The sequence below is a fragment of the Isoptericola dokdonensis DS-3 genome (assembly GCF_001636295.1).
GTDB classification, from domain to species: domain Bacteria; phylum Actinomycetota; class Actinomycetes; order Actinomycetales; family Cellulomonadaceae; genus Isoptericola; species Isoptericola dokdonensis.
The window spans coordinates 3,252,640-3,275,141 of the sequence record NZ_CP014209.1; the positions used below are offsets into that span (position 1 = coordinate 3,252,640).

A 22,502-nucleotide genomic window follows, 5' to 3' on the forward strand; every position below is an offset into this window, starting at 1 on the left:
CCGTGCGCCCGGGTCCCGTCGTTACGGTGGACCCGTGACGTCCAGCAGCCCCACCGTCGACTGGCCCACCGCCGCCCAGATCGCCCGTCGTGTCGCCCGCCCGGGTCCCGTCGCGTCGCGGGCCGAGCTCGACGACCTCGTCGGCGGGCTGCGCACGGCCGCCGACGACGCCGTGGAGCACGTCCTGCGCGTGACGCGCATGCAGCCCGCGGACGTCGACCTCGGCGACGTCCGCGTCGTCGACCGGGCCACGTGGGCGTTGGCGAACACGCGCTCCATGGCCCGCCTCACCGACCCCGTCCTCGCCGGCCTCGGAGGCGACGCCCCCCTGCCGGAGTCGTCCGCGGCCCGGCTCGCCGGCGCCGCCGAGGTCGGGGGACTCCTCGCCCTGCTGTCCAGCAAGGTCCTCGGCCAGTTCGACCCCTACGGCCCCGGTCGTCCCGTGCTGCTGCTCGTCGCGCCGAACGTGCTCGTCGCCGAACGGGCGATGGGGCTCGACGGCCGCGACTTCCGGCTCTGGGTGTGCCTGCACGAGCAGACGCACGCCCTGCAGTTCGCCACCGCCCCGTGGCTCGCCGACCACCTCGCCGGCCGTCTCACCGACCTTCTCGGCGACCTCACCTCCACCTCCCTCGGGCTCGCGCGCGCCCCGCTGCGGGAGAAGGTCGCCACCGTCGGGCGGGCCGTCGTCGACGCGGTGCGCGGTGAGCTCACCACCCCGCTCGACCTGGTGGTCGGCGCCGAGCAGAAGCGCCGCCTCGCCGAGATCACCGCCGTCATGGCCCTGCTCGAGGGGCACGCCGACGTCATGATGGACGCCGTCGGGCGGCGCGTCGTCCCCAGCGTGCGCACCATCCGCGCCCGCTTCGAGCGGCGGCGCGACGGCGAGGGCGCGCCCCGCGCCGACGTCGTGCTGCGGCGGCTGCTCGGCATGGACGCCAAGCTCGCGCAGTACCGCGACGGCGCCGCGTTCGTCCGTGAGGTCCGCCGGACCGTGGGCGTCGACGGCCTCAACGCCGTCTGGGCGGCGCCCGAGAACCTGCCCGGCGAGCGGGAGATCGCGGACGCCCGCGCCTGGGTCCGCCGCGTGCACGGCTGAGGCGACGACCCCGATGGCTCGCGTCGACCCGGCGCTCGCGGCGGCCCGCACCGCGGTCCGGGCGGACCTCGCCGACCTGCCGGCCGGCGCCACCGTGCTCGTCGCCTGCTCGGGCGGCGCCGACTCCCTCGCGCTGGCGGCGGTCGTCGCGACGGAGGCTCGCAGGGTCGGCCGGTCGGTCCGGTCCCGGGGCCACGCGGTGCGGGCGGGCGCGGTCGTCGTGGACCACGGCCTCGTCGACGGTTCGGCCGAGGTCGCCGACCGCGCCGGCGAGCAGTGTCGCGACCTCGGCCTCGATCCCGTGGTGGTGCGCCGGGTGCGGGTCGAGGGGTCGCCCGCCGGGCTCGAGGCGGCCGCCCGTGCCGCCCGGTACGCGGCGCTGGACACCGCCGCCGACGAGCTCGGTGCCGACGTGGTGCTGCTCGGCCACACCCTCGACGACCAGGCGGAACAGGTGCTGCTCGGCCTGGCCCGCGGCAGCGGCGCCCGGTCGCTCGCGGGCATCCCGCCGCGGCGCGGCCGCTACCGGCGCCCGTTCCTCGGCCTGCGTCGCTCCGCCACCGAGGCGGTGTGCGCCGCCGTCGGCGTCACGCCGTGGCACGACCCCACCAACGCGCCCGACGGCGGCCCGTTGCGCTCCCGGGTGCGCGGTCACCTGCTGCCCGTGCTGACGGACGTGCTCGGGCCGGGCGCGGTCGAGGCGCTCGGCCGCAGCGCGGCGCAGCTGCGCGACGACGCCGACCTCCTGGACGCCCTCGCGGCCGACCTCCTGGCGCGCAGCCGCGTCGTCGGCGACACCTCCCTGCCGCGAGACGTCGTCCTGGACCCCGACGTGCTGGCCGCCGCCCCGCCCGCGCTGCGCCGTCGGGCCCTGCGCGCGGCAGCGCTCGTGGTCGGCTGCCCGGCCGGGACGACGACGGCCGCGCACGTCGACGCCCTCGACGCCCTGGTCGTCCGCTGGCGGGGGCAGGGCCCCGTGCACCTCCCGGGGGACGCACGGGCGCTGCGCGCGTGTGGCAGGCTAATCCTGCGGTCGTCCCGCACGCCCGCGCACCCCCGCCCCACACCCTAGGAGTACCCCCGTGGACCAGTCGGACGTCTCCGGCGACCTCGCCGACATCCTGCTCACCGAGGACCAGCTCGGCACGCGCCTCGACGAGATGGCCGCCCAGATCGACGCCGACTACGCGGGCAAGGACCTGCTGCTCGTCGGGGTGCTCAAGGGCGCCGTCATGGTGATGGCCGACCTGTCGCGCCGCCTGCACCACCCGGTCGAGATGGACTGGATGGCGGTCTCGTCCTACGGCTCGGGCACCAAGTCGTCGGGCGTCGTGCGCATCCTCAAGGACCTCGACTCCGACCTGGCGGGCCGCAACGTGCTCATCGCCGAGGACATCATCGACTCGGGCCTGACCCTGTCGTGGCTCGTGCAGAACCTGCGCTCGCGCGGGCCGGCGTCGGTGGAGATCGCGACCATGCTCCGCAAGCCGGACGCCGCGAAGGCCGACGTCGACGTCAAGTACGTCGGGTTCGACATCCCCAACGAGTTCGTCGTCGGCTACGGTCTCGACTACGCCGAGAAGTACCGCAACCTGCCCTTCATCGGGACCCTCGCCCCGCACGTCTACTCCTGACCTCGACGCCCTGGGCGAACACCCGGGGGAACTCGCGGCGCGCGCGTGTAGTTTCGTTGGACGAACCACCGCCCGAACGAAGGGATGCGGGGCAGCACCCCGCCACGGATGAACCTCAAGAAGATCTTCAGCGGACCGCTCGTCTGGATCGCGATCGGCCTCGTCGTCGTCGCGCTCGCGTTCTCCGCCTTCTCGGGCGAGCGCATCAGCCGCGTCGAGACGTCCCAGGGCCTGGAGCTGCTCTCCGGTGACACGGTCGAGCACGCGCTCATCGTCGACGGCGAGCAGCGCGTCGAGCTGGAGCTGAGCGAGGCGTACGTCTCGGACGCCGACACCGACGACGAGGTCGACCACGGCACGAAGGTCGACTTCTTCTGGGTGCAGCCGCAGGGCGAGGACGTCGTCGCGGCGGTCTCCGGCGCGGACCTCGCCGACGGCTACGACACCGAGGTGCCGCAGCCCTCGTTCTGGGGATCGATGCTGTCGTTCCTCGTGCCGTTCATCATCATCCTGGCGATCTTCTGGTTCGTCATGTCCCGCATGCAGGGCGGCGGCAACCGGGTGATGGGCTTCGGCAAGTCGAAGGCGAAGCTCGTCAGCAAGGACATGCCGCAGGTGACGTTCGCGGACGTCGCGGGCGTGGACGAGGCCGTCGAGGAGCTGCAGGAGATCAAGGAGTTCCTCGCCGAGCCGGAGAAGTTCCAGGCGGTGGGGGCGAAGATCCCCAAGGGCGTGCTGCTGTACGGCCCGCCCGGCACGGGCAAGACGCTGCTGGCGCGTGCGGTGGCCGGCGAGGCCGGGGTCCCGTTCTACTCGATCTCCGGCTCCGACTTCGTCGAGATGTTCGTCGGCGTCGGCGCGTCCCGCGTGCGCGACCTGTTCGAGCAGGCGAAGAACAACGCCCCCGCGATCATCTTCATCGACGAGATCGACGCCGTCGGCCGGCACCGGGGCGCCGGCATGGGCGGCGGTCACGACGAGCGCGAGCAGACGCTCAACCAGATGCTCGTCGAGATGGACGGGTTCGACGTCAAGGCCAACGTCATCCTCATCGCGGCGACCAACCGCCCCGACATCCTCGACCCGGCGCTGCTGCGTCCCGGCCGCTTCGACCGGCAGGTCGCCGTCGAGGCGCCGGACCTCAAGGGCCGTGAGCACATCCTCAAGGTGCACTCGCAGGGCAAGCCGATGGTCGAGTCGATCGACCTGGAGGCCATCGCGCGCCGCACGCCCGGCTTCACCGGTGCCGACCTGGCGAACGTGCTCAACGAGGCCGCGCTGCTCACCGCCCGCTCGGGTGCGCAGCTGATCGACGACCGTGCGCTGGACGAGGCGATCGACCGCGTCATCGCGGGCCCGCAGAAGCGCACGCGGGTCATGAAGATCAAGGAGCAGAAGATCACCGCGTACCACGAGGGCGGCCACGCCCTGGTGGCGGCGGCGATGCGCTACACCGACCCGGTCACCAAGGTGACGATCCTGCCGCGCGGCCGGGCGCTCGGGTACACGATGGTCATGCCCACGGAGGACAAGTACTCCACGACGCGCAACGAGCTGCTCGACCAGCTCGCATACGCGATGGGTGGTCGCGTCGCCGAGGAGATCGTGTTCCACGACCCGACGACGGGGGCGAGCAACGACATCGAGAAGGCGTCGGCCATCGCCCGCAAGATGGTCACCGAGTACGGCATGAGCGAGAAGGTCGGCGCGATCAAGCTCGGCACGGGCTCGTCGGAGCCTTTCATGGGCCGCGACATGGGCCACCAGCGCGACTACTCCGAGGCCGTCGCCGGCACGGTGGACCACGAGGTCCGCAAGCTCGTCGACGCCGCGCACGACGAGGCCTGGGAGGTCCTGACCCAGTACCGCGACGTCCTGGACGACCTGGTGCTGCGCCTGCTGGAGAAGGAGACGCTCAACCAGGCGGAGCTCGCGGAGATCTTCACGCCGGTCGTCAAGCGCGACGCCCGCGACGTGTGGCTGTCCAGCGAGCAGCGCACCGTGCACACCCGCGGCCCGGTGATGACCGACGGCGAGAAGGCCGCGTTCTCCTCCAACGGCGTCCGTGGCGGCCTGCCGCAGGACGAGGCCGCCGTGGTCGGGAACACCGAAGCCGAGGCGTCGGCCGTCGGCACGGTGACCGCGCCCGCCCCGGCGGACGGCGAGCCCACGCCGGACGGCACCGACGGCCGCGGCACGGACGGGACCGACGACGGGAGCCGCGCGTGAGCGGGTCCGACCTGCCGCTGAGCCCGGTCTCCCTGGGCGTGCGCGCGGCCGCCGACGTACCCGCCTACGACGAGCCCCGCGCCGAGGCCGCGGTGCGTGAGCTGCTGCTCGCCGTCGGCGAGGACCCGGAGCGGGAGGGCCTCAAGGACACGCCCGCCCGCGTGGCGCGCGCCTACCGGGAGATCTTCGCCGGGCTCCGCCAGGAGCCGGAAGAGGTGCTGACCACCACGTTCGACCTCGGCCACGAGGAGATGGTGCTGGTCAAGGACATCGAGGTGTACTCCACGTGCGAGCACCACCTGGTGCCCTTCCACGGGGTGGCGCACATCGGCTACATCCCCAACACCGACGGGCGCATCACCGGCCTGTCGAAGCTGGCGCGGCTGGTCGAGGTCTTCGCCCGCCGCCCGCAGGTCCAGGAGCGCCTGACGACCCAGATCGCTGACTCGCTCGTGCGCATCCTCGACCCGCGCGGCGTCATCGTCGTGGTGGAGTGCGAGCACCTGTGCATGTCGATGCGCGGGGTCCGCAAGCCGGGGGCGCGGACGGTCACGTCCGCCGTCCGCGGCGGCATGCAGAACGCCGCCACCCGGGCCGAGGCGATGAGCCTGATCCTCGGGCGGTAGCCGATGTCCTCTCGCGACGTCGCGGTCGCCGGGCTGCCGGAGCTCTCGGGCACCGGCCGCTGCCTGGTCATGGGCGTGGTCAACATCACCCCGGACTCGTTCTCCGACGGCGGGGAGTGGTTCGAGCCCGAGGCGGGCGTCCGGCACGGGCTGGACCTGCTGGCCGAGGGCGCGGACGTGCTCGACGTCGGCGGCGAGTCGACCCGCCCGGGTGCGGAGCGGGTCTCGGAGGACGAGGAGCTGGCGCGCGTCATCCCGGTCATCGGGCGTCTCGCGGCGGCCGGCGCGGTGGTGTCGGTCGACACGACCCGCGCCCGCGTGGCCGCCGAGTCCGTCGCGGCGGGCGCCCGCATCGTCAACGACGTGTCCGGCGGGCTCGCCGACCCGGCGATGGCGGACGTCGTGGCACGCACCGGTGTCGCCTACGTGGCGATGCACTGGCGCGGGCACAGCGACGTCATGGACGACCTCGAGGTGTACGACGACGTCGTGGCGGACGTGCGCGCCGAGCTCGCGCAGCGGCTGGACGCGCTGCACGCGGCGGGTGTGGCGCCCGAGCAGGTGATCCTCGACCCGGGCCTCGGCTTCTCCAAGGCGGGCGCCCTGAACTGGCCGCTCCTGGCGCACCTCGACGCCCTGCACGCGCTGGGCCGCCCGGTCCTGGTGGGGGCGTCCCGCAAGCGGTTCCTCGGGCACCTCCTCGCCCGCCCCGCGGCCGACGGCCGGGCCGACCCCGTCCCGCCCGCCGCACGCGACCACGCGACCGCCGCGGTCTCCGCGCTGGCCGCCCGGGCGGGCGCCTGGTGCGTGCGCGTGCACGCCGCGCGTGCGAGCGTGGACGCGGTGCACGTGGCCGCGGCGTGGGAGGATGCCGCCCGCACCATCGACGACGACCCGGTGCGCCGTCCGGCGCACCCGCAGCAGACGGAGGCACCCGAGTGACGTACGGCGACACCGTGACGGGCCCTGACGGCCATCCGCTCGACCAGATCCGGTTGACGGGTGTGACCGCGGTCGGGTACCACGGCGTGCTGCCCGCGGAGCGGGTGGAGGGGCAGACGTTCCGCGCGGACGTGGTGCTGCACCTCGACACCTCCGCGGCGGCCGTGTCCGACGACCTGGACGCCACCGTGAGCTATGCGGAGGTCGCCGAGGACGTGCACGCGATCCTCGCGGGCGACCCCGTGGACCTCGTGGAGACGGTCGCCGAGCGCGTCGCGGCGGTGGTGCTCGCCCGCCCGGCGGTGCACGCCGTCGACGTGCGCGTCCACAAGCCGGAGGCCCCGATCGCCGTCCCGTTCGAGGACGTCGAGATCGTGGTGCGCCGGGACCGCGTGCGGCTGCCGTCGGTGCCCCTCCCGGTGCTCGATGCCGAGCCCGCGGGGTCTGCCGCGGAACCGGCCGCCGTCGCGCCCGCCCTGACGCTCGTGCCCGACGTCGTCGAGGACGAGGTGCCCGCCGCGCCGGACGTGGCCGCGGCCGTCGCCGTCCCCCCGCCGCCCGCGCCGGAGCCCGAGACCGCCGTGGAGCCGGAGCCGGAGGTCCACCCGCTGGACCGCTCGCCGGAGCACCCCGTCGACGCCGTCATCGCGCTCGGCGCGAACCTGGGCGACCCGCAGGCCACGCTCCGTGCCGCCGTCACCGACGTCGACCGCGTGCCCGGCGTGCAGGTCATGGAGGTCTCGCCGCTGGCCCGCACCGCCGCCGTCGGGCCGGAGCAGCCCGACTACCTCAACGCCGTGCTGCTCGTGCGGACCACGCTGTCGCCGCGCGACCTGCTGAGCGTGTGCCAGGAGGTCGAGCTGCTGCACGGCCGAGTCCGCGAGGAGCGCTGGGGACCGCGCACCCTCGACGTCGACGTCGTGCAGTACGACACCCTCACGGTGTCGTCCGACGACCTCGAGCTGCCGCACCCGCGCGCCCACGAGCGCGCGTTCGTGCTGGTGCCGTGGGCCGAGCTCGATCCGGAGGCCGTGCTGGGCGGCCTCGGCGGCGGCCCCGTGGCGCAGCTCGCCGCGACCGCACCCGACCGCGGGGGCATCCGCTGGCTCGCCCTCGACTGGCTGACCGAGCCCGCTCTCACCGGCCCCGTCCCGGTGCAGCCCGAGCCGGTGGCCGAGGAGCTTGCCGTCGAGGATCAGGCTCCGGCCCAGGACGAGCCGCAGCCCGGCCTGCCCGACGCGGGGGAGGAGCCCCCGGCGCCGGCACCCCACGACGCAGCCGGTCAGCCGCACGGCGAGCCCACCCCCGCGTGGGGTGCCCCGCAGCCCGCGGCCTGGGAGCCGGAGCAGCCCCCGGCGTGGCAGCCCGAGCAGGGCCCGGCCGAGCCGCAGCAGCCGCAGGCCTGGGCGCCCGAGCAGCCGCAGGCGCCGCAGGGGTGGTCCTCCGGTCAGGAGCCGGAGCAGCCTCCGGCGTGGGTGCCGGAGCCCCCGGCCGCCCCGGCAGAGCCCGTGCACGGTGCGACGCCGCCGTGGACGCCCCAGCAGGGGTTCGCCGAGCCGCAGCAGCCGTCGGCACCGCAGGCCGCCGCCACCGGGTGGACGCCCGAGCCCGTGGAGGAGCCCGCCGCGTGGGCGCCGCAGCCCGTCGCGCAGCCCGTCTGGGAGCCTGCCCCCGCCGCCGCGCCCGCGCCGGAGACGCCGCAGACCTGGCAGCCCGAGCAGCCGCAGGCCTGGCATCCCGAGCAGCCGCAGGCCTGGGAGCCGGAGCAGCCGCAGGCGTGGCAGCCGACGGCGGCCGCGGCCGTCGTCGAGGCGACGCCGTGGGCACCCGCAGCGCCGGCACCGGCCGACCCGCCGTCGAACCACGCTCCCGCCCCGGCGGCGGTGCCGGCCCCGCCGGCCCTCGTCGTGCCGTCGCCCCCGGGCCCCCAGGCGGTCGAGCGGCCCGCCGAGCCCGGACGGGCCGACGCCCCGACGGCCGCGGACGTGTTCCCGGCCTCCGTCCGGCAGCCCGAGCAGGCCCGCACGCAGGAACCGCGCGCCGCCGAGCCGTACCGTCCCGAGCCGACCGCCCCGGCGTTCCCGCCGGAGCAGTACCAGCCAGAGCCGTACCAGCCGCAGCAGTACCAGCAGTACCAGCAGGAGCAGCCGGCCGCGCCGTACCGCCCCGAGGCGTACGCGCCGCAGGCCGCTCCGGCCTTCCCCGAACGTCAGGAGCCGCCGGCCTACGTGCCGGAGGCCTTCAGCGGCCCGCAGCACGTCGTCCCGGTCTCGACCGTCCAGGCGCCGCCGTCGGTGCCGCCGCAGGGCTTCGGGGGCGTCGGGGGCGCCGACCCCGCGGGGCGCGCCTGACGTGCGCCGCACCCGGGTCCGCACGCTCGCCGGGCTGACGATCCTCGTCGCCGTCGGCGGCGCGGCGATCCTGCGCCTGCTGGAGGGTCGTGGCACCTACCTGCCCGGTGCCGCCTGGGTCGAGGTCGTCGCGCTCGTCCTGCTGGCAGGCCTGGTCCTGTGGGCCGGGTGGGGCGTGCGGGCCTACCTCAAGGGCGACCGGCCCGAGCTCGACGGCCTGCGCGCCGCACGGACCTTCGCGATGGCCAAGGCCGCCGCGTACACGGGCGCGCTCCTCGCCGGCCGGTACGCCGCCGCGGTGATCGTCGTCCTGCCCCAGCTCGAGGTCGAGGCGCGCCGCGCCCAGGCGGTCGTGTCCGGCGTCGCCGTGGTCGCCGCGGTCGGCCTCGCCGTCGTCGGGCTCGTCGTGGAGAAGTTCTGCCAGCTGCCGCCGCCCGAGGACGGCGCCGAGGACGCCGAGCCGCTGGCCTCCTGAGGACGGCGGAGCCTTGGGTGGCTGTCGCGACCTCGAACCAGTGGCATCAGGGGTATCTGACGCCCTGACCAGCATCGATGGTTGACCCGGTCCCACATGTGTCGCTAGTTTGTGGCCGCAACGACGGGGCGCTCCGCAAGACCAGGGGCGCTCCGCAAGACCAGGGGCGCTCCGCAACAGAAGGTGCAATGATGCGCAATTCCTCTCGCCTGACGCTGGCGACCCTGATGGCCGCCGGACTCGTGATCACCGCCGGCGCGACATCGTCGCAGGCGGTCGAGGTCACTCTTCAGAGCGGGACCGCCGTGTGCACGGCCAACGCCACGAAGCCGTCGCTTGCCGCTTCGGCCTCGGCGTATGCGTGCCCGCTGGTCCAGGTCAACATCCGGTACAACCGACTCGGGACGAACTACACCAACTACGGCGAACAAGATACGTACTCGTACGCGAAGGCGGGGACGTCGACGATCGTGTCCCGCGCGGTGCGCGCCAAGCTCGGCGGCAGCTGGTCCGCCTGGAAGACGTACTGATGGGTCGGCGGTCGGCCGCAGCCGTGGCGGTCCTGGCGATGGTGGTTCTGCCATCCGGCTGCACGGCACAGACCGAGCGGGCAGGCGCCGAGGTGCCGGAGCTGTGGCGCGCTCAGATCGACCAGGTGCTGGCCACGGACGACCCTGACGTGACCGTCGAGCACCGCGCGATCCTCGAGGACTACGCGGTCAGCGATGCCGAGTACCAAGGACTTCGCCAGGAGCTCTCCGACTGCCTCACGGATCACGGGATCGAGCACACCATGGACCCGGCCGGCGGGGGCCTGGAGACCGCAGACCTCCCCGGTGACGCCGAGGGGTCCCAGACGATGGAGCTGTCGACCGCCTGCATGGACGGCACGACAGGCCCGGTGGAGTCGATCTACCTCGGTATGCGGGAGAACCCCGAAGGGCTCGGCCAGGGTGAGGCCCTGCGACGCTGCCTGGACGACGCGGACGCCACGGAGTACGCGGGTGTCTCGGAGGACGAGCTGGAGCGGTTGATCACGACGGCGGAGCTGAAGCCGACGACGGCGGAGGCCCAGCTCTGCACCATGGACCCGTTCGGCTCGCAAGGAGTCTCGCTCGACGTCGCGCGTCAGGTCCTGGACCAGGAGCAGCGCGAGGTCGTCGACGAGTGACGAAGAGATCCCGGGTTCGGGTGAGCGTCGCGGCGGCGCTGCTCGCCGCCGTGGCGCTCGTCGCCGCCGGCGCCGTGGCCGCACTCCTGCTGCTGCCCGGCCCGGCCGCGGGCACGCCGGAGGTGCAGGTCGGCGGTAGCGCCGTCCGCGTGACGACGGAGCCGTTCGACGGCGCACGACAGGTGTCGGTCACGGCCACGGTGGTGCCGTCCAAGACCCTGACGACCACCGAGACCGGCCGGGTGACGGCGTCGGCCTGTTCGGCAGGACGAGAAGTTCGGTCCGGGGACGTGCTCCTCACCGTCGACGACCGCCCTCTGCTTGCTCTCGCCACGGACGTCCCGCTCTGGCGAGACCTCGGATCCGGCGCGCAGGGTGAGGACGTCCGGGCGGTGCAGACCGAGCTCGTGCGACTGGGCCACGACCTCGTGCCGGACGGCGACTACGGGCCGGCGACGCGCGCCGTCGTCCGCGAGATCCAGGAGGCCGTGGGCGTCGTGCGGCCGGACGGCTACCTCGCTGCCGCCGCTGTGGTGTGGCTGCCTCATCCCGCCGTCACGGTCTCGGAGTGTCTGCTCGGCGTGGGTGATCCCACCGGTGACGGGCAGGTCGCGACGGTCGCCGGTGGCTTGACCGCCCTGACCGTCGTCGAGCCACCAGGGGAGGGCTGGGTCGTCCGGCTCGACGGGACGACGGGTGCGGTCGACGCCGACGGCATCGTGCGCGACGCGGAGCTGCTCGCCGTCGCAGCCCAGAGCGAGCCGTACCTCCTGAGCCAGGAGGACGGCACGAACCGGTTCACGGTCGAGCTCGCCCTCGCCCAGGAGGTCGACGTCGCGGTGCTGCCACCGTCGGCGGTCGTCGCGACCGGCGACGGGAGGGGGTGCGTCCGCTCCGCCGACGGGGATTCCCGCACGGTCGAGGTGGTCGCGTCGTCGCTGGGGCAGACGATGGTGACCTTCGTCGGGGGGCCGCCTCCGCCGTCGGTCCTCGTGCGGCCTGACGACCGCACGACCTGCTGATGGTCTCGGTGAGTGCCACCGGACTCGCCCACCGGTTCGGCTCGTCGGCGTACCTTTTCGACGGTCTCGACCTGGAGGTGCGGGCGGGGGAGGTCGTGGCCCTGGTCGGGCCGTCCGGTTCGGGCAAGTCGACGCTGTTGTCGATCCTGGCCGGCTGGGTCACGCCGACCCGCGGGCAGGTGGTCCACCACGGCATCGCGCGGACAGGATGGGTGTTCCAGAACCCCCACGGCTCCCCGCGCCGCAGCGCGTTGGACCACGTCGTGCTGCCGCTGCTGGCGCACGGACGGACGCGCCGCGCCGCGGAGCCGGAGGCCCACGAGATCATGGCGCGGTTCGACGTCGAGGGTGTCGCCGACCGACCGTTCCGGGCGCTGTCCGGTGGCGAGGCGCAACGCCTGATGCTGGCTCGCGCCGTGGCCACCGCCCCGGACCTGCTGCTGGTCGACGAGCCGACGGCGCAGCTCGACCTCGCGACGTCGGCCACGGTGAACCGGGTCCTGGCGCAGGTGGGTCGCAACGCGACCGCGGTCGTCGTGGCGACGCACGACCCCGCCACCCGGGAGGCGTGCACCCGCGTGATCGACCTCGCGGACCACATGCCCGCCATGGGCGTGACGGGACCGGAGGCGTGATGCGCGGCCGTTCTGTCATCGGTGAGGCCGTCCGCAACGTGACCGGCGGGACCACGCGGGCCTTGAGCGCAGCGCTGGTCTTCGTCGTCCTGGTGGGCGGCCTGGCCGTCGCCGACGCCCGTGTGCTCGTCGCGGTGTGGCAGAAGGCCGACGCCTTTCGGTCGGCGGGTGCCGCCGTCACGACGCTCGTCTCGGAGTCCGGCCCGGTCGTCGACGGGTCCCGCTGCGCCGCGCTGGTCGGCGCCGGAGGCCTCACCGGATCGGCTGCACTACGTCCGGGGGAACCGGTGCGTGCGGCGAACCTGCCGGACTCCGACCTGACGGTCTGGGAGGCGACCCCAGGCCTCGTGGCCGTCCTCGCCCGGGTGGCGCATCCCGTCAGCAGGCTGTCGTCGGACGACGAGTCCGGTGTCTGGGTCGCCGACGATCTCGCCGCGACGCTCGGAGCCCGAGCGGGCGACGGGATCCTCCTCGCCGACGGCCGGACGATGCAGGTCGCCGGCGTCTATTCCTGGCCAGACGACGGGCGGGACCGCGTGCTGTCCTACGCCGTCGTCGTCCCGGTGGCTGCCGCCGGATCCTTCGAACGCTGCTGGGCAGAAGCCTGGCCGGCCGACTCCGAGGCCGCAGGCCTGTTGTACTCCGTCGCCGCGCCGGGAGCCGAGGACGTCCAGGTGGGCCGGCTCAACGCGACGCTCGGGTCGGAGCTCGACGTGGCGGCCGAGATCGCCACGCGGCCGACGGCGCCGGCGCCGCTCGTGGCGGTGGCGGTCGGGCTGGTCCTGGGGTTCCTGCTGGTGCGTACGCGTCGGCTGGAGCTCGCCTCGGCGCTGCACGCCGGGGTGGCGAAGCCGTTCCTGGCCTGGCAGATCGTGCTGGAGACGGGTGCGTGGCTGCTGGCTGCGGTGCTCGTCGGGGCGGCCGCGACGGGGGTGGCGTCGCTGATGGGCAACCCTGAGCCCTTCGTCGGGACGTGGCTGGCCGCGGTCTCGACGGTCGTCGTCGGCGCGGCGGCCGTGCTCCTCGGCACGGCGGTCGGGGCGCTGGCGGTCAAGGAGGTGCACCTCTTCCGGTATTTCAAGGACCGCTGACTGTGTCGTCGTGCGCCCTGCAGGTCTCGGCCAGAGCCAGGAATGACAAGATGGGCCCATGAGCAGCACCGATCCCGTGGCCGACGACACCGACGTCACACCCCGAGGGCCCTTCGAGCCCGCCGGGGTGGAGTGGACGCGCGTCTCGGACCGGCTGGTGCCGGTCCGCCTCCTCCTCACCGCGCTGTGGCTGGGCCTGCCCGCACTGGTGTGCGCGGTGCTGGCGGTGCTCCTGACGCCGTGGCTGTGGATCCCCGTGGCGGTGCTCGTGGTGCCGCTGGTGTGGGCGCTGCTGGTGATCCCGCGCCAGGTGCGCGCCCTCGGGTACGCCGAGCGCGACGACGACCTGCTCATCGTCAAGGGCATCCTGTTCCGTCAGCTCGTCGTGGTGCCGTACGGCCGGATGCAGTTCGTCGACGTCAACGCGGGCCCGCTGGCGCGCCGGTTCGGCATCGCGACCGTCCAGCTCCACACCGCGGCCGCGAGCTCCGACGCCGAGATCCCCGGACTCGCGCCGCAGGAGGCGGAGCGGCTGCGCGACCGTCTCACGGCGCGGGGCGAGGCGAAGCTGGCGGGCCTGTGAGCGGCGAGACCACCGGCACGACGCCGGAGCCTCCCGTCGACGACCGCCGGTGGCGGCGGGTGCACCCCGTCACCCCGCTGGTGCGGGCGTGGGCGGCCGTGGTGGCCCTGCTCTTCATCCTCGGGAACCAGGCGATCGACAGCATCGGGGTCGCGGGGGAGGTCGCCGGGCAGGTCGCCCGCTACTGGTGGGTGGGGCTGCTCGCGTTCGTGCTGTTCCTCGGGGTCGTGGTCGGGTTCACGGTGCTCGCCTGGCGCATGACCACGTACGCGGTGGACGACGACGCCGCGCACCTGCGTCAGGGCATCCTCTTCCGTCAGCAGCGGCACGCCCGGCTCGACCGGCTCCAGGCGGTCGACGTCCGCCAGCCGCTCGTGGCCCGGCTGTTCGGCCTGGCGGAGCTGTCCCTGGAGGTGGCGGGCGGCTCCGACTCGGCCGTGAGGATCGGGTTCCTGCGCCTGGACGACGCGAACCAGCTGCGCGCCGAGATCCTGGCCCGTGCGGCGGGCGTCAAGGCGCGCCGGGCCCGGGGACGGACCGACGTCGCGCCGGACCCGGAGGCCGCGGGCACCGCCGTGCCGGCCGCGGGCTCCGAGGAGAGCGCGGACGCCCCCGTCGGCACGACCGGCGACGACCGGACCGGCGCGACGGTCGCCGCGGCGCACACCGACGACGCGTCCCCCGTCACGGTGGACGCCGCCGTCGGGCACGTCCCCGGTCCGGACGGCGCCGGGCCCGCGGACCTCGACCTGCCCGCCGTGGAGGCGCCGGAGAACCAGGTCTACGAGGTGCCCCCCGGCCGGCTCGTCGTCTCGCTGCTGCGGCTGCCGGTGGTGTGGCTCATCCTGCTGGCGTTCGTCGGTCTGGGCGTCGCGGTGGGCGTGACCCGCAACTTCGGGCTGCTCGGCTCGGTGCTGCCCGGTCTGCTCGGTGGTGGCGCCTACCTGTTCAGCCGGTTCGCGGGGGAGTTCGGGTTCCGGGCGGCGATCTCGCCGGACGGCATCCGGCTGCGCCACGGGCTGCTGGAGACGCGTGCCCAGACGATCCCGCCGGGTCGCGTGCAGGCGCTGTCCCTCACGCAGGGCTTCTGGTGGCGCGGCAAGGGCTGGTGGCGCGTCAAGGTGAACGTCGCCGGGTACGGCGTCGAGGGCACCGACACCCAGCACGTGCTGCTGCCCGTGGGCCCGCGCGACGAGGCGCTCACCGCGCTGTGGCTCGTGCTGCCCGACCTGCGCACGGACGAGGTCGCACCCCTGCTCGACGAGGGACTGACCGGTGACGCCCGCTCCGACCGGACGTTCACCACGAGCCCCCGTCGCGCCCGCCTGTTCGACCCGCTGAGCTGGCGGCGCAACGGGTACGCCGTCACGGACCGGGTGCTGCTGCTGCGCACCGGACGCCTCAGCCGCAGCCTCGTCGTCGTGCCGCACGAGCGCACCCAGTCCCTCGGCCTGGAGCAGGGTCCGTGGCAGCGCCGGCGCGGCGTCGCGACGTTCGCCGTGCACTCCACGCCCGGCCCGGTCGCGCCCCGCGTGCCGCACCTCGACGACGCCGACGCCGCCGCGCTCATCGCCGCGCAGTCGGTGCGGGCCCGCACCGCCCGCGCCCACCAGGCCCCCGAGCGCTGGATGGAGGCGGTCGCGGAGCTCGCACCTGCCGGGACGGCGGCACCGTGACCGGGGTGCCGCCGTCGGCGACCCCCGCGGGGGACCCGGCGGCCCGGCCCGGCCGCCTCGGCGTCGGGATCATCGGTGCGGGCCGGGTCGGCGCCGTGCTGGGCAGCGCGCTGCGCTCCGCCGGGCACGTCGTCGTCGGCGCCTCCGGGGTCTCCGCGGAGTCCCGCGAGCGCATCGCGACCCTGCTGCCCGGCGTCCCGCACCTGGAGGTCACCGAGGTCGTGGAGCGGGCCGAGCTCGTGCTGCTCGCCGTGCCCGACGACGCCCTCGGCGACCTCGTGGCGGGCCTGGCGGAGGTGGGTGCCTGGCAGGGCGGCCAGCTGGTCGTCCACACCTCCGGCCGGTACGGCGTCGACGTCCTGGAGCCCGCCCGGCGCGCGGGGGCCATCCCGCTCGCCGTGCACCCCGCCATGACGTTCTCCGGGATGTCCCTCGACCTCGCCCGCCTGGAGGGCTGCACGTTCGCCGTCACCGCGCCCGCCGCCGTGCTGCCCATCGCGCAGGCGCTCGTGGTCGAGCTCGGCGGGGAGCCCGTCGTCGTCGCCGAGGAGGCGCGCGGGCTCTACCACGCCGCCCTCGCGCACGGCGCGAACCACCTCGTCGTCCTCGTCGCGCAGGCCGCCCAGGCCCTGGAGGCCGCGGGCGTCGAGCACCCCGGACGGGTCCTCGCACCGCTGCTCGGCGCCGCGCTCGACGGTGCGACCCGCGCCGCCGACCTGCGCGACGGCGTCGGGCCGGGAGCGATCTCCGCCCTCACCGGCCCCGTCTCGCGCGGGGACACCGGGACCGTCACGACCCACCTCGGTGTGCTCGGCGACCTCGCCGCCCGCACCGGGGCGACCGACGTCCCCGAGACCTACGCCATGCTCGCCCGCGGCGCCACCCGGCGCGCGCTCGCGAGCCATCGCCTCGACGCCGACGCCGCGCGACGTCTGCTCGACGTCCTCGACCTGCCGCAGGAGCAGCCATGACCGACGACACCCCGTCCCACGAACCGGCCCTCGGGGCCGCCACTCCCGGCCCCGCCGTGGTGAGCACGCGGGCGGACCTGCGCGACGCGCTCTCCGCGTGGACGCTCAGCGGCCCGGAGCCCACGGACCGCCGCGCCGTCGTGATGACGATGGGGGCGCTGCACGACGGGCACCTCGAGCTGGTGCGTCGCGCCCGCGAGGAGGCCGGGCCGACCGGTCAGGTCGTCGTGACGATCTTCGTCAACCCGCTGCAGTTCGGTGCCGGGGAGGACCTCGAGAAGTACCCGCGCGACCTGGACGGCGACGTCGCCCTGCTCGCCGGGGTGGGAGCGGACCTGGTGTTCGCGCCGACGCCGGACGTCGTCTACCCGGACGGCGACCCCGTGGTGCGCGTCAGCGCCGGCCGCATCGGCGAGGTGCTGGAGGGCGCCTTCCGTCCCGGCCACCTCGACGGCGTCCTCACCGTCGTGCTCAAGCTGCTCCAGCTCACCCGTCCCGACGTGGCGCTGTTCGGCCAGAAGGACGCCCAGCAGCTGCTGGCGGTGCGCCGCATGGCCCGCGACCTCGACCTGCCCGTCGAGGTCGTGGGCGTCCCGACCCGCCGAGAGGACGACGGCCTGGCCATGTCGTCCCGGAACGCGTACTTGTCGGCCTCCGAGCGGACCTCGGCGCTCGCGCTGTCGCAGGCGCTCGCGGGCGGGTCCCGGGAGGCGGCGGCCGGACGCGGCGTGGGGGCCGTCCTGGCGACGGCCTCGGGAATCCTCAACGCCGCCCCGGACGTTGTGGTGGACTACCTGGCGCTCGTCGACCCGGCTACCGTGGAAGAGGTGCCCGCCGAGCACACCGGCGACGCGCTGCTGCTGGTCGCGGCGCGCGTGGGCTCCACCCGACTGATCGACAACCAGGCCGTGGACGTCGCGCCCCCGCAGGAGGGCGACGCCGCAGGCCAGGAGGCACATCGTGACTGACGTGAACGCTTCGTCCGGCGCCGAGCACGGCGACCTCGGTGCTCACCGCGCGCCCGTGCGCCGGCCGGCGTCGCTCCAGCGACCCATGATGATCGGCAAGATCCACCGTGCGACGGTGACCCAGGCCGACCTGCACTACGTGGGATCCATCACGGTCGACACCGACCTGCTGGACGCCGCGGACCTCGTCCCCGGCCAGCAGGTCGACGTCGTGGACGTGACGAACGGCGCGCGCCTGACGACGTACGTCATCCCCGGCGAGCCGGGTTCCGGGCAGATCAGCATCAACGGCGCGGCCGCCCACCTGGTGAGCCCGGGCGACGTCGTCATCATCATCGCGTACGGCATGCTGTCCGACCGCGACGCCCGCACCTTCCTGCCGAACGTCGTGTTCGTCGACGGGGACAACCGCATCGTCGAGCTGCACGACGACCCGGGTCACGCCCCCGACGGCTACGGCCTGCTCGAGTCCGGCGTCCCCGCCGAGCCGTACCAGGCCGCCGGGCTGGTGCGCACCGCCGCCGGCCGTGCCGCGGCCGGCCTCGACGCCTCGGCGGTCGCCGAGCTCGCCGACGCCGGTTCGACGGCTCGGTGACGCCGGCCCGCCTCGCGCGCTCCCTCGCAGCCCCCGGACCGGGCTGGACGACGCACGCCGACGCCGTCGTCGTGGGCTCCGGCATCGCCGGTCTCACGGCCGCGCTCGAGCTCCGCACCCGCGTGCGGCGCGTCCTGCTCGTCACCAAGGCCGAGCTGCGGTCGGGGTCGACCGTGTGGGCGCAGGGCGGGATCGCGGCCGTCCTCGACCCCGAGGACACCCCGGCGGCGCACCTGCACGACACGCTCGTCGCCGGTGTCGGGCTGAGCGACCCCGTGGCGGTCGAGGTGCTGGTCACCGAGGGGCCGGAGCGCGTGCACGAGCTCGTGGCGCGCGGGGCGACGTTCGACCGGGCCGCCGACGGCGGGATCGCGCTCACCCGCGAGGGCGGGCACCGGGCGGACCGCATCGCGCACGCCGGCGGCGACGCGACGGGCGCGGAGATCAGCCGTGCGCTCGTCGCGCAGATCGAGGCGGTGCAGGACGACCCCGGCATCGAGGTCGTCGAGAACGCGCTCGTGCTGGACGTCCTCACGGGTGCCCCGGACGCGGCGGGGGAGCGGCCCGTGGCGGGCGTGACCCTGCACGTGCGCGGCGAGGGCTCCCGCGACGGGGTGGGCGCGGTGCTCGCGCCGGTCGTCGTGCTGGCGACGGGCGGCGTCGGCCAGGTGTTCCGCTCGTCGACGAACCCGCCGGGCGCGACCGCCGACGGCATCGCCGCCGCCCTGCGCGCGGGCGCCGTCGTCGGCGACCTGGAGTTCGTGCAGTTCCACCCGACCGTGCTGTGGCTGGGCGCGGGCGCGCGCGGCCAGCTCCCGCTCATCTCGGAGGCGGTGCGCGGCGAGGGCGCGCTGCTGCTCGACGTCGAGGGGCACCGGTTCATGCCGGGCGTGCACGAGCTGGCCGAGCTGGCGCCGCGCGACGTCGTCGCGCACGCCATCGTGCGGCAGATGGACGCCACGGCCGCCGACCACGTGCTGCTCGACGCCCGTGGGCTCGGCCGGGACTTCCTCGCCCGTCGGTTCCCCGGCATCACCGCGCGCCTCGCGCAGGCCGGGATCGACTGGTCGGAGGAGCCCGTTCCCGTGGCGCCGGCCCAGCACTACCACTCGGGCGGCGTGGTCACCGACCTGCGCGGGCGTACCTCCGTGCCCGGCCTGTACGCCGTCGGCGAGGTCGCCTGCACGGGCGTGCACGGCGCCAACCGGCTCGCCTCCAACTCGCTGCTGGAGGGCCTGGTGTTCGCCCACCGGGCGGCGCACGACGTCGCGGCCCGGTTCGACGCCGGTGACCTCGCCGCGGCGCCCGCGCCCGTCGAGCGGCCCGGCGGGTCCGCGCTGGTCGCGGCGGCCGCCCGCTCCCGCGTGCAGCGCATCACGTCCGACGGCGCGGGGCCGATCCGCTCGGCGGACTCCCTCGCCGCCGCGGACGCGCGGCTCGCGCAGGTGACGACCACCGCCCACGAGGCCGCGGGCGTCGTCGCCGCCCCGCAGACCGCCGAGTGGGAGACCACCAACGTCCACCAGGTCGCCCGCGCCCTCGTGCGCGCCGCGTCCGTGCGCACCGAGAGCCGCGGCGGGCACTTCCGCACCGACTTCCCGGCGTCGGACCCCGCGTGGGAGCGGCGCGTCACGCTGCGCCTCGACGACGACGGCACGCTGGTCACCGCCTGACCTGCGTTGACTCGCGCTGACTCGCCGAATCCTGCGCTGACTCGCGCCCGCGTGCGCTGACTCGCGCCCGCGTGCGCTGACTCGCGCCCGCGTGCGCTGACTCGCGCCCGTCTGCGCTGACTCGCCGAATCCTGCGCTGACTCGCGCCCGCGTGCGCTGACTCGCGAGTCAGCGCACATCCCGCCGAGTCAGCGCACATCCCGCCGAGTCAGCGCAGGGCGGCGGGGTGCAGGTCGAGCGCGAGGTCGAGGATCGGGGCGGAGTGCGTGAGCGCGCCGACGGACAGGTGGTCGACGCCGGTCCCGGCGACCTCGCGGGCCCGGGCGAGCGTGAGGTTGCCGGTGGCTTCGAGCTCGACGTGCTCCGGCACGCCGTCGCGACCCTGCCGCTCCCGGACCGCGGCGACGGTCGCGGCGAGCACCGGCGTCGGCATGTTGTCGAGCAGGAGGAAGTCGGCCCCGGCGTCGAGGGCCTCCATCGCCTGCGCGGTGGTGTCGGCCTCGACCTGCACGAGGACATCGGGGAAGGTGGCGCGCACGGCCTCGACGGCGGCGCGCAACGACCCGGCGGCGACGACGTGGTTGTCCTTGACCATCGCGACGTCGTAGAGGCCCATCCGCTTGTTGGTGCCGCCGCCGGCGCGCACGGCGTACTTGTCGAGGGCGCGCAGCCCCGGCGTGGTCTTGCGGGTGTCGAGGACCTGCGCGCCGGTCCCGGCGAGCTCGCGCGCGAACGCGGCCGTGGCGGTGGCGACCCCGGACGCGCGGGAGGCGAGGTTGAGCATCGTGCGCTCGGCGACGAGCAGCACCTGGGTGGGTCCGCTCAGCCGGGCGAGCAGCGTGCCCGGTCCGACGGCGTCGCCGTCCTGGGCGTGGAACGTGACGTCGGGCACGGGCAGGCCGAGCCGGGCTGCCGACTGCGCCAGGGTCTCCGCCACGACGACGAGCCCGGCGACCGTGCCCGCCTCGCGGGCGACGAGGTCGGCGGTGCCGGTGGCCGACGCCGGGATCGTGGCCTGGGTGGTGACGTCGCGGCCGGGGGCGGTCCCGAGGTCCTCGTCCAGCGCGACGGCCACGGTCCGGGCGATCCAGCCGGCGTCGAGGCCGGGCTCGACGGCGCTGGGGGAGGCGTGCACGGGCTGGGGTGCGGCGGAGGAGGTCACGCGACAACGCTACCGGCGCCGCCGGACCGGCCCGCCGTCCGGACCGGCGCGAGCCACGACGACCGTAGAATCGACGGGTGACCACCCCCGAGAACCTTGATGCCGCCGTGTCCGACGACCTGCCCGAGCAGCTGCGCGTCCGCCGCGAGAAGCGTGACCGCATCATCGCCGAGGGGGGCGAGGCCTACCCGGTGAGCCTGCCTGTCACGCACACGATCGCGCAGGTCCGCGCCGCGTACGGGCACCTGGAGGCCGGTGTCGAGACGGACGACGTCGCGGGCGTCGCGGGCCGCGTCGTCTTCCAGCGCAACACGGGCAAGCTCTGCTTCGTCACGCTGCAGGACGGCGAGGGCAACCGCCTCCAGGCGATGCTGTCGCTGAACGCTGTCGGCGAGGAGGCCCTCGCCGCGTTCAAGGCCGACGTCGACCTCGGCGACCACCTGTTCGTGCACGGGCGCGTGGGTGCGTCCCGCCGGGGCGAGCTGAGCATCTTCGCGGACTCGTGGCAGCTCGCGGCGAAGGCGCTGCGCCCGCTGCCGGTGCTGCACAAGGAGCTGTCCGAGGAGGCGCGCGTGCGCCAGCGGTACGTCGACCTCATCGCCCGTCCGGCGGCGCGGGACATGGTGCGTGTGCGCGCCGGCGTCGTGCGCTCCCTGCGGGACAACTTCCACCGGCGCGACTTCCTCGAGGTCGAGACGCCGATGCTGCAGGCCGTCGCGTCGGGCGCGTCGGCGCGTCCGTTCTCGACGCACATGAACGCCTACGACATGGACCTCTTCCTGCGCATCGCCCCGGAGATCTTCCTCAAGAAGGCCGTCGTGGGCGGAGTGGAGAGGGTGTTCGAGATCAACCGGAACTTCCGCAACGAGGGTGCCGACTCCTCGCACTCGCCGGAGTTCGCGATGGTCGAGGCGTACGAGTCCTACGGGGACTACGACACGATGGCGGAGCTGACGCGCGATCTCGTGCAGACGGCCGCGACCGACGTCTTCGGTTCGACGCTGGTCACGCTCGTCGACGGCGAGGAGTACGACCTCGGCGGCGAGTGGGCCGATCTCAAGATGTACGACTCGTTGTCCGAGGCGATCGGCGAGGAGATCACGCCGGACACCTCCGTCGAAGAGCTCTCCCGGCACGCGGAGAAGGCGGAGATCTCCGTCGACCCGAAGAAGGTCAGCCACGGAAAGCTCGTCGAAGAGCTGTGGGAGCACCACGTGGGCGACCACCTGCACGCCCCGACGTTCGTGCGCGACTTCCCGGTGGAGACGTCCCCGCTGACGCGCGACCACCGGTCGGTGCCGGGGCAGGTCGAGAAGTGGGACCTGTACGTGCGCGGCTTCGAGCTCGCGACGGCCTACTCCGAGCTCGTCGACCCGGTGATCCAGCGGCAGCGCTTCGAGGCGCAGGCGCGGCTCGCCGCCGCGGGCGACGACGAGGCGATGGCGCTCGACGAGGACTTCCTCACCGCGATGGAGTTCGCCATGCCGCCCGCCGGCGGCATGGGCATGGGCGTCGACCGGCTGCTCATGGCGCTCACCGGCGCGGGCATCCGCGAGACCATCCTCTTCCCGCTCGTCAAGCCGACCCACTGAGGGGAAT

General features: G+C 74.8%; 21 protein-coding genes. 20 read left to right on the forward strand and 1 reads right to left on the reverse strand.

Annotated features, from left to right (window positions below; all coding sequences use genetic code 11):
• Positions 1-34: 34 nt before the first annotated feature.
• The 19 genes from I598_RS14905 to I598_RS14995 all read left to right on the forward strand — a co-directional run bounded on the left by I598_RS14905 (position 35) and on the right by I598_RS14995 (position 19,741).
• Entirely contained in the window at positions 35-1,099 is a 1,065-nt protein-coding gene (locus I598_RS14905; protein ID WP_068203771.1) for a zinc-dependent metalloprotease, read from the forward strand.
• A 13-nt stretch (positions 1,100-1,112) separates the two neighbouring features.
• Complete coding sequence (gene tilS / locus I598_RS14910) at positions 1,113-2,171, forward strand: tRNA lysidine(34) synthetase TilS (RefSeq protein WP_068203773.1); 1,059 nt, start codon at positions 1,113-1,115, stop codon at positions 2,169-2,171.
• A 10-nt stretch (positions 2,172-2,181) separates the two neighbouring features.
• Positions 2,182-2,733, forward strand: a complete 552-nt coding sequence (gene hpt / locus I598_RS14915; RefSeq protein ID WP_068203774.1) for a hypoxanthine phosphoribosyltransferase — start codon at positions 2,182-2,184, stop codon at positions 2,731-2,733.
• A 108-nt stretch (positions 2,734-2,841) separates the two neighbouring features.
• Positions 2,842-4,962: an ATP-dependent zinc metalloprotease FtsH gene (gene ftsH, locus I598_RS14920; protein WP_068203776.1), complete on the forward strand. Its 2,121-nt coding sequence runs from the start codon at positions 2,842-2,844 to the stop codon at positions 4,960-4,962.
• Between the two features lie 17 nt (positions 4,963-4,979).
• Complete coding sequence (gene folE / locus I598_RS14925) at positions 4,980-5,588, forward strand: GTP cyclohydrolase I FolE (RefSeq protein ID WP_472382569.1); 609 nt, start codon at positions 4,980-4,982, stop codon at positions 5,586-5,588.
• A 3-nt stretch (positions 5,589-5,591) separates the two neighbouring features.
• On the forward strand, positions 5,592-6,530 hold the full coding sequence (gene folP, locus I598_RS14930; protein WP_068203777.1) for a dihydropteroate synthase: 939 nt from the start codon (positions 5,592-5,594) through the stop codon (positions 6,528-6,530).
• 14 nt (positions 6,531-6,544) lie between these two features.
• Entirely contained in the window at positions 6,545-8,881 is a 2,337-nt protein-coding gene (gene folK, locus I598_RS18190; protein WP_232314180.1) for a 2-amino-4-hydroxy-6-hydroxymethyldihydropteridine diphosphokinase, read from the forward strand.
• Position 8,882: 1 nt separating this feature from the next.
• Positions 8,883-9,356: a DUF3180 domain-containing protein gene (locus I598_RS14940; protein WP_068203779.1), complete on the forward strand. Its 474-nt coding sequence runs from the start codon at positions 8,883-8,885 to the stop codon at positions 9,354-9,356.
• 227 nt (positions 9,357-9,583) lie between these two features.
• Positions 9,584-9,886, forward strand: a complete 303-nt coding sequence (locus I598_RS14945; RefSeq protein ID WP_157557263.1) for a hypothetical protein — start codon at positions 9,584-9,586, stop codon at positions 9,884-9,886.
• 38 nt (positions 9,887-9,924) lie between these two features.
• The gene (locus I598_RS14950; protein ID WP_157557264.1) at positions 9,925-10,527 is read left to right on the forward strand and encodes a hypothetical protein; all 603 of its coding nucleotides are present in this window, start codon (positions 9,925-9,927) and stop codon (positions 10,525-10,527) included.
• Positions 10,524-11,549, forward strand: coding sequence for a peptidoglycan-binding domain-containing protein (locus I598_RS14955; protein ID WP_083973378.1), 1,026 nt, complete (start codon positions 10,524-10,526; stop codon positions 11,547-11,549). Before I598_RS14950 ends, I598_RS14955 begins: the two co-directional genes overlap by 4 nt.
• 8 nt (positions 11,550-11,557) lie before the next feature.
• On the forward strand, positions 11,558-12,184 hold the full coding sequence (locus I598_RS14960) for an ABC transporter ATP-binding protein (RefSeq protein WP_232314181.1): 627 nt from the start codon (positions 11,558-11,560) through the stop codon (positions 12,182-12,184).
• Between the two features lie 62 nt (positions 12,185-12,246).
• Positions 12,247-13,275: a hypothetical protein gene (locus I598_RS14965; RefSeq protein ID WP_157557265.1), complete on the forward strand. Its 1,029-nt coding sequence runs from the start codon at positions 12,247-12,249 to the stop codon at positions 13,273-13,275.
• Between the two features lie 58 nt (positions 13,276-13,333).
• On the forward strand, positions 13,334-13,858 hold the full coding sequence (locus I598_RS14970) for a PH domain-containing protein (protein ID WP_068203794.1): 525 nt from the start codon (positions 13,334-13,336) through the stop codon (positions 13,856-13,858).
• Complete coding sequence (locus I598_RS14975) at positions 13,855-15,534, forward strand: PH domain-containing protein (protein ID WP_068203796.1); 1,680 nt, start codon at positions 13,855-13,857, stop codon at positions 15,532-15,534. The genes I598_RS14970 and I598_RS14975 overlap by 4 nt, the downstream gene beginning before the upstream one ends.
• Positions 15,531-16,505, forward strand: coding sequence for a Rossmann-like and DUF2520 domain-containing protein (locus I598_RS14980; RefSeq protein ID WP_068203799.1), 975 nt, complete (start codon positions 15,531-15,533; stop codon positions 16,503-16,505). The genes I598_RS14975 and I598_RS14980 overlap by 4 nt, the downstream gene beginning before the upstream one ends.
• Positions 16,502-17,473, forward strand: a complete 972-nt coding sequence (panC, locus tag I598_RS14985) for a pantoate--beta-alanine ligase (protein WP_068203804.1) — start codon at positions 16,502-16,504, stop codon at positions 17,471-17,473. Before I598_RS14980 ends, panC begins: the two co-directional genes overlap by 4 nt.
• Before the next feature lie 85 nt (positions 17,474-17,558).
• Positions 17,559-18,068, forward strand: a complete 510-nt coding sequence (gene panD / locus I598_RS14990) for an aspartate 1-decarboxylase (protein WP_083973626.1) — start codon at positions 17,559-17,561, stop codon at positions 18,066-18,068.
• Entirely contained in the window at positions 18,065-19,741 is a 1,677-nt protein-coding gene (locus I598_RS14995; RefSeq protein WP_068203806.1) for an L-aspartate oxidase, read from the forward strand. The genes panD and I598_RS14995 overlap by 4 nt, the downstream gene beginning before the upstream one ends.
• Positions 19,742-19,949: 208 nt before the next feature.
• Here I598_RS14995 and nadC read toward each other — a convergent pair whose 3' ends face one another.
• Positions 19,950-20,903, reverse strand: coding sequence for a carboxylating nicotinate-nucleotide diphosphorylase (gene nadC / locus I598_RS15000; RefSeq protein ID WP_068203808.1), 954 nt, complete (start codon positions 20,901-20,903; stop codon positions 19,950-19,952).
• A gap of 77 nt (positions 20,904-20,980) precedes the next feature.
• Between nadC and lysS the strand changes: the two genes are divergently transcribed.
• Complete coding sequence (lysS, locus tag I598_RS15005) at positions 20,981-22,495, forward strand: lysine--tRNA ligase (RefSeq protein ID WP_068203809.1); 1,515 nt, start codon at positions 20,981-20,983, stop codon at positions 22,493-22,495.
• The last annotated feature ends 7 nt before the right edge of the window (positions 22,496-22,502 follow it).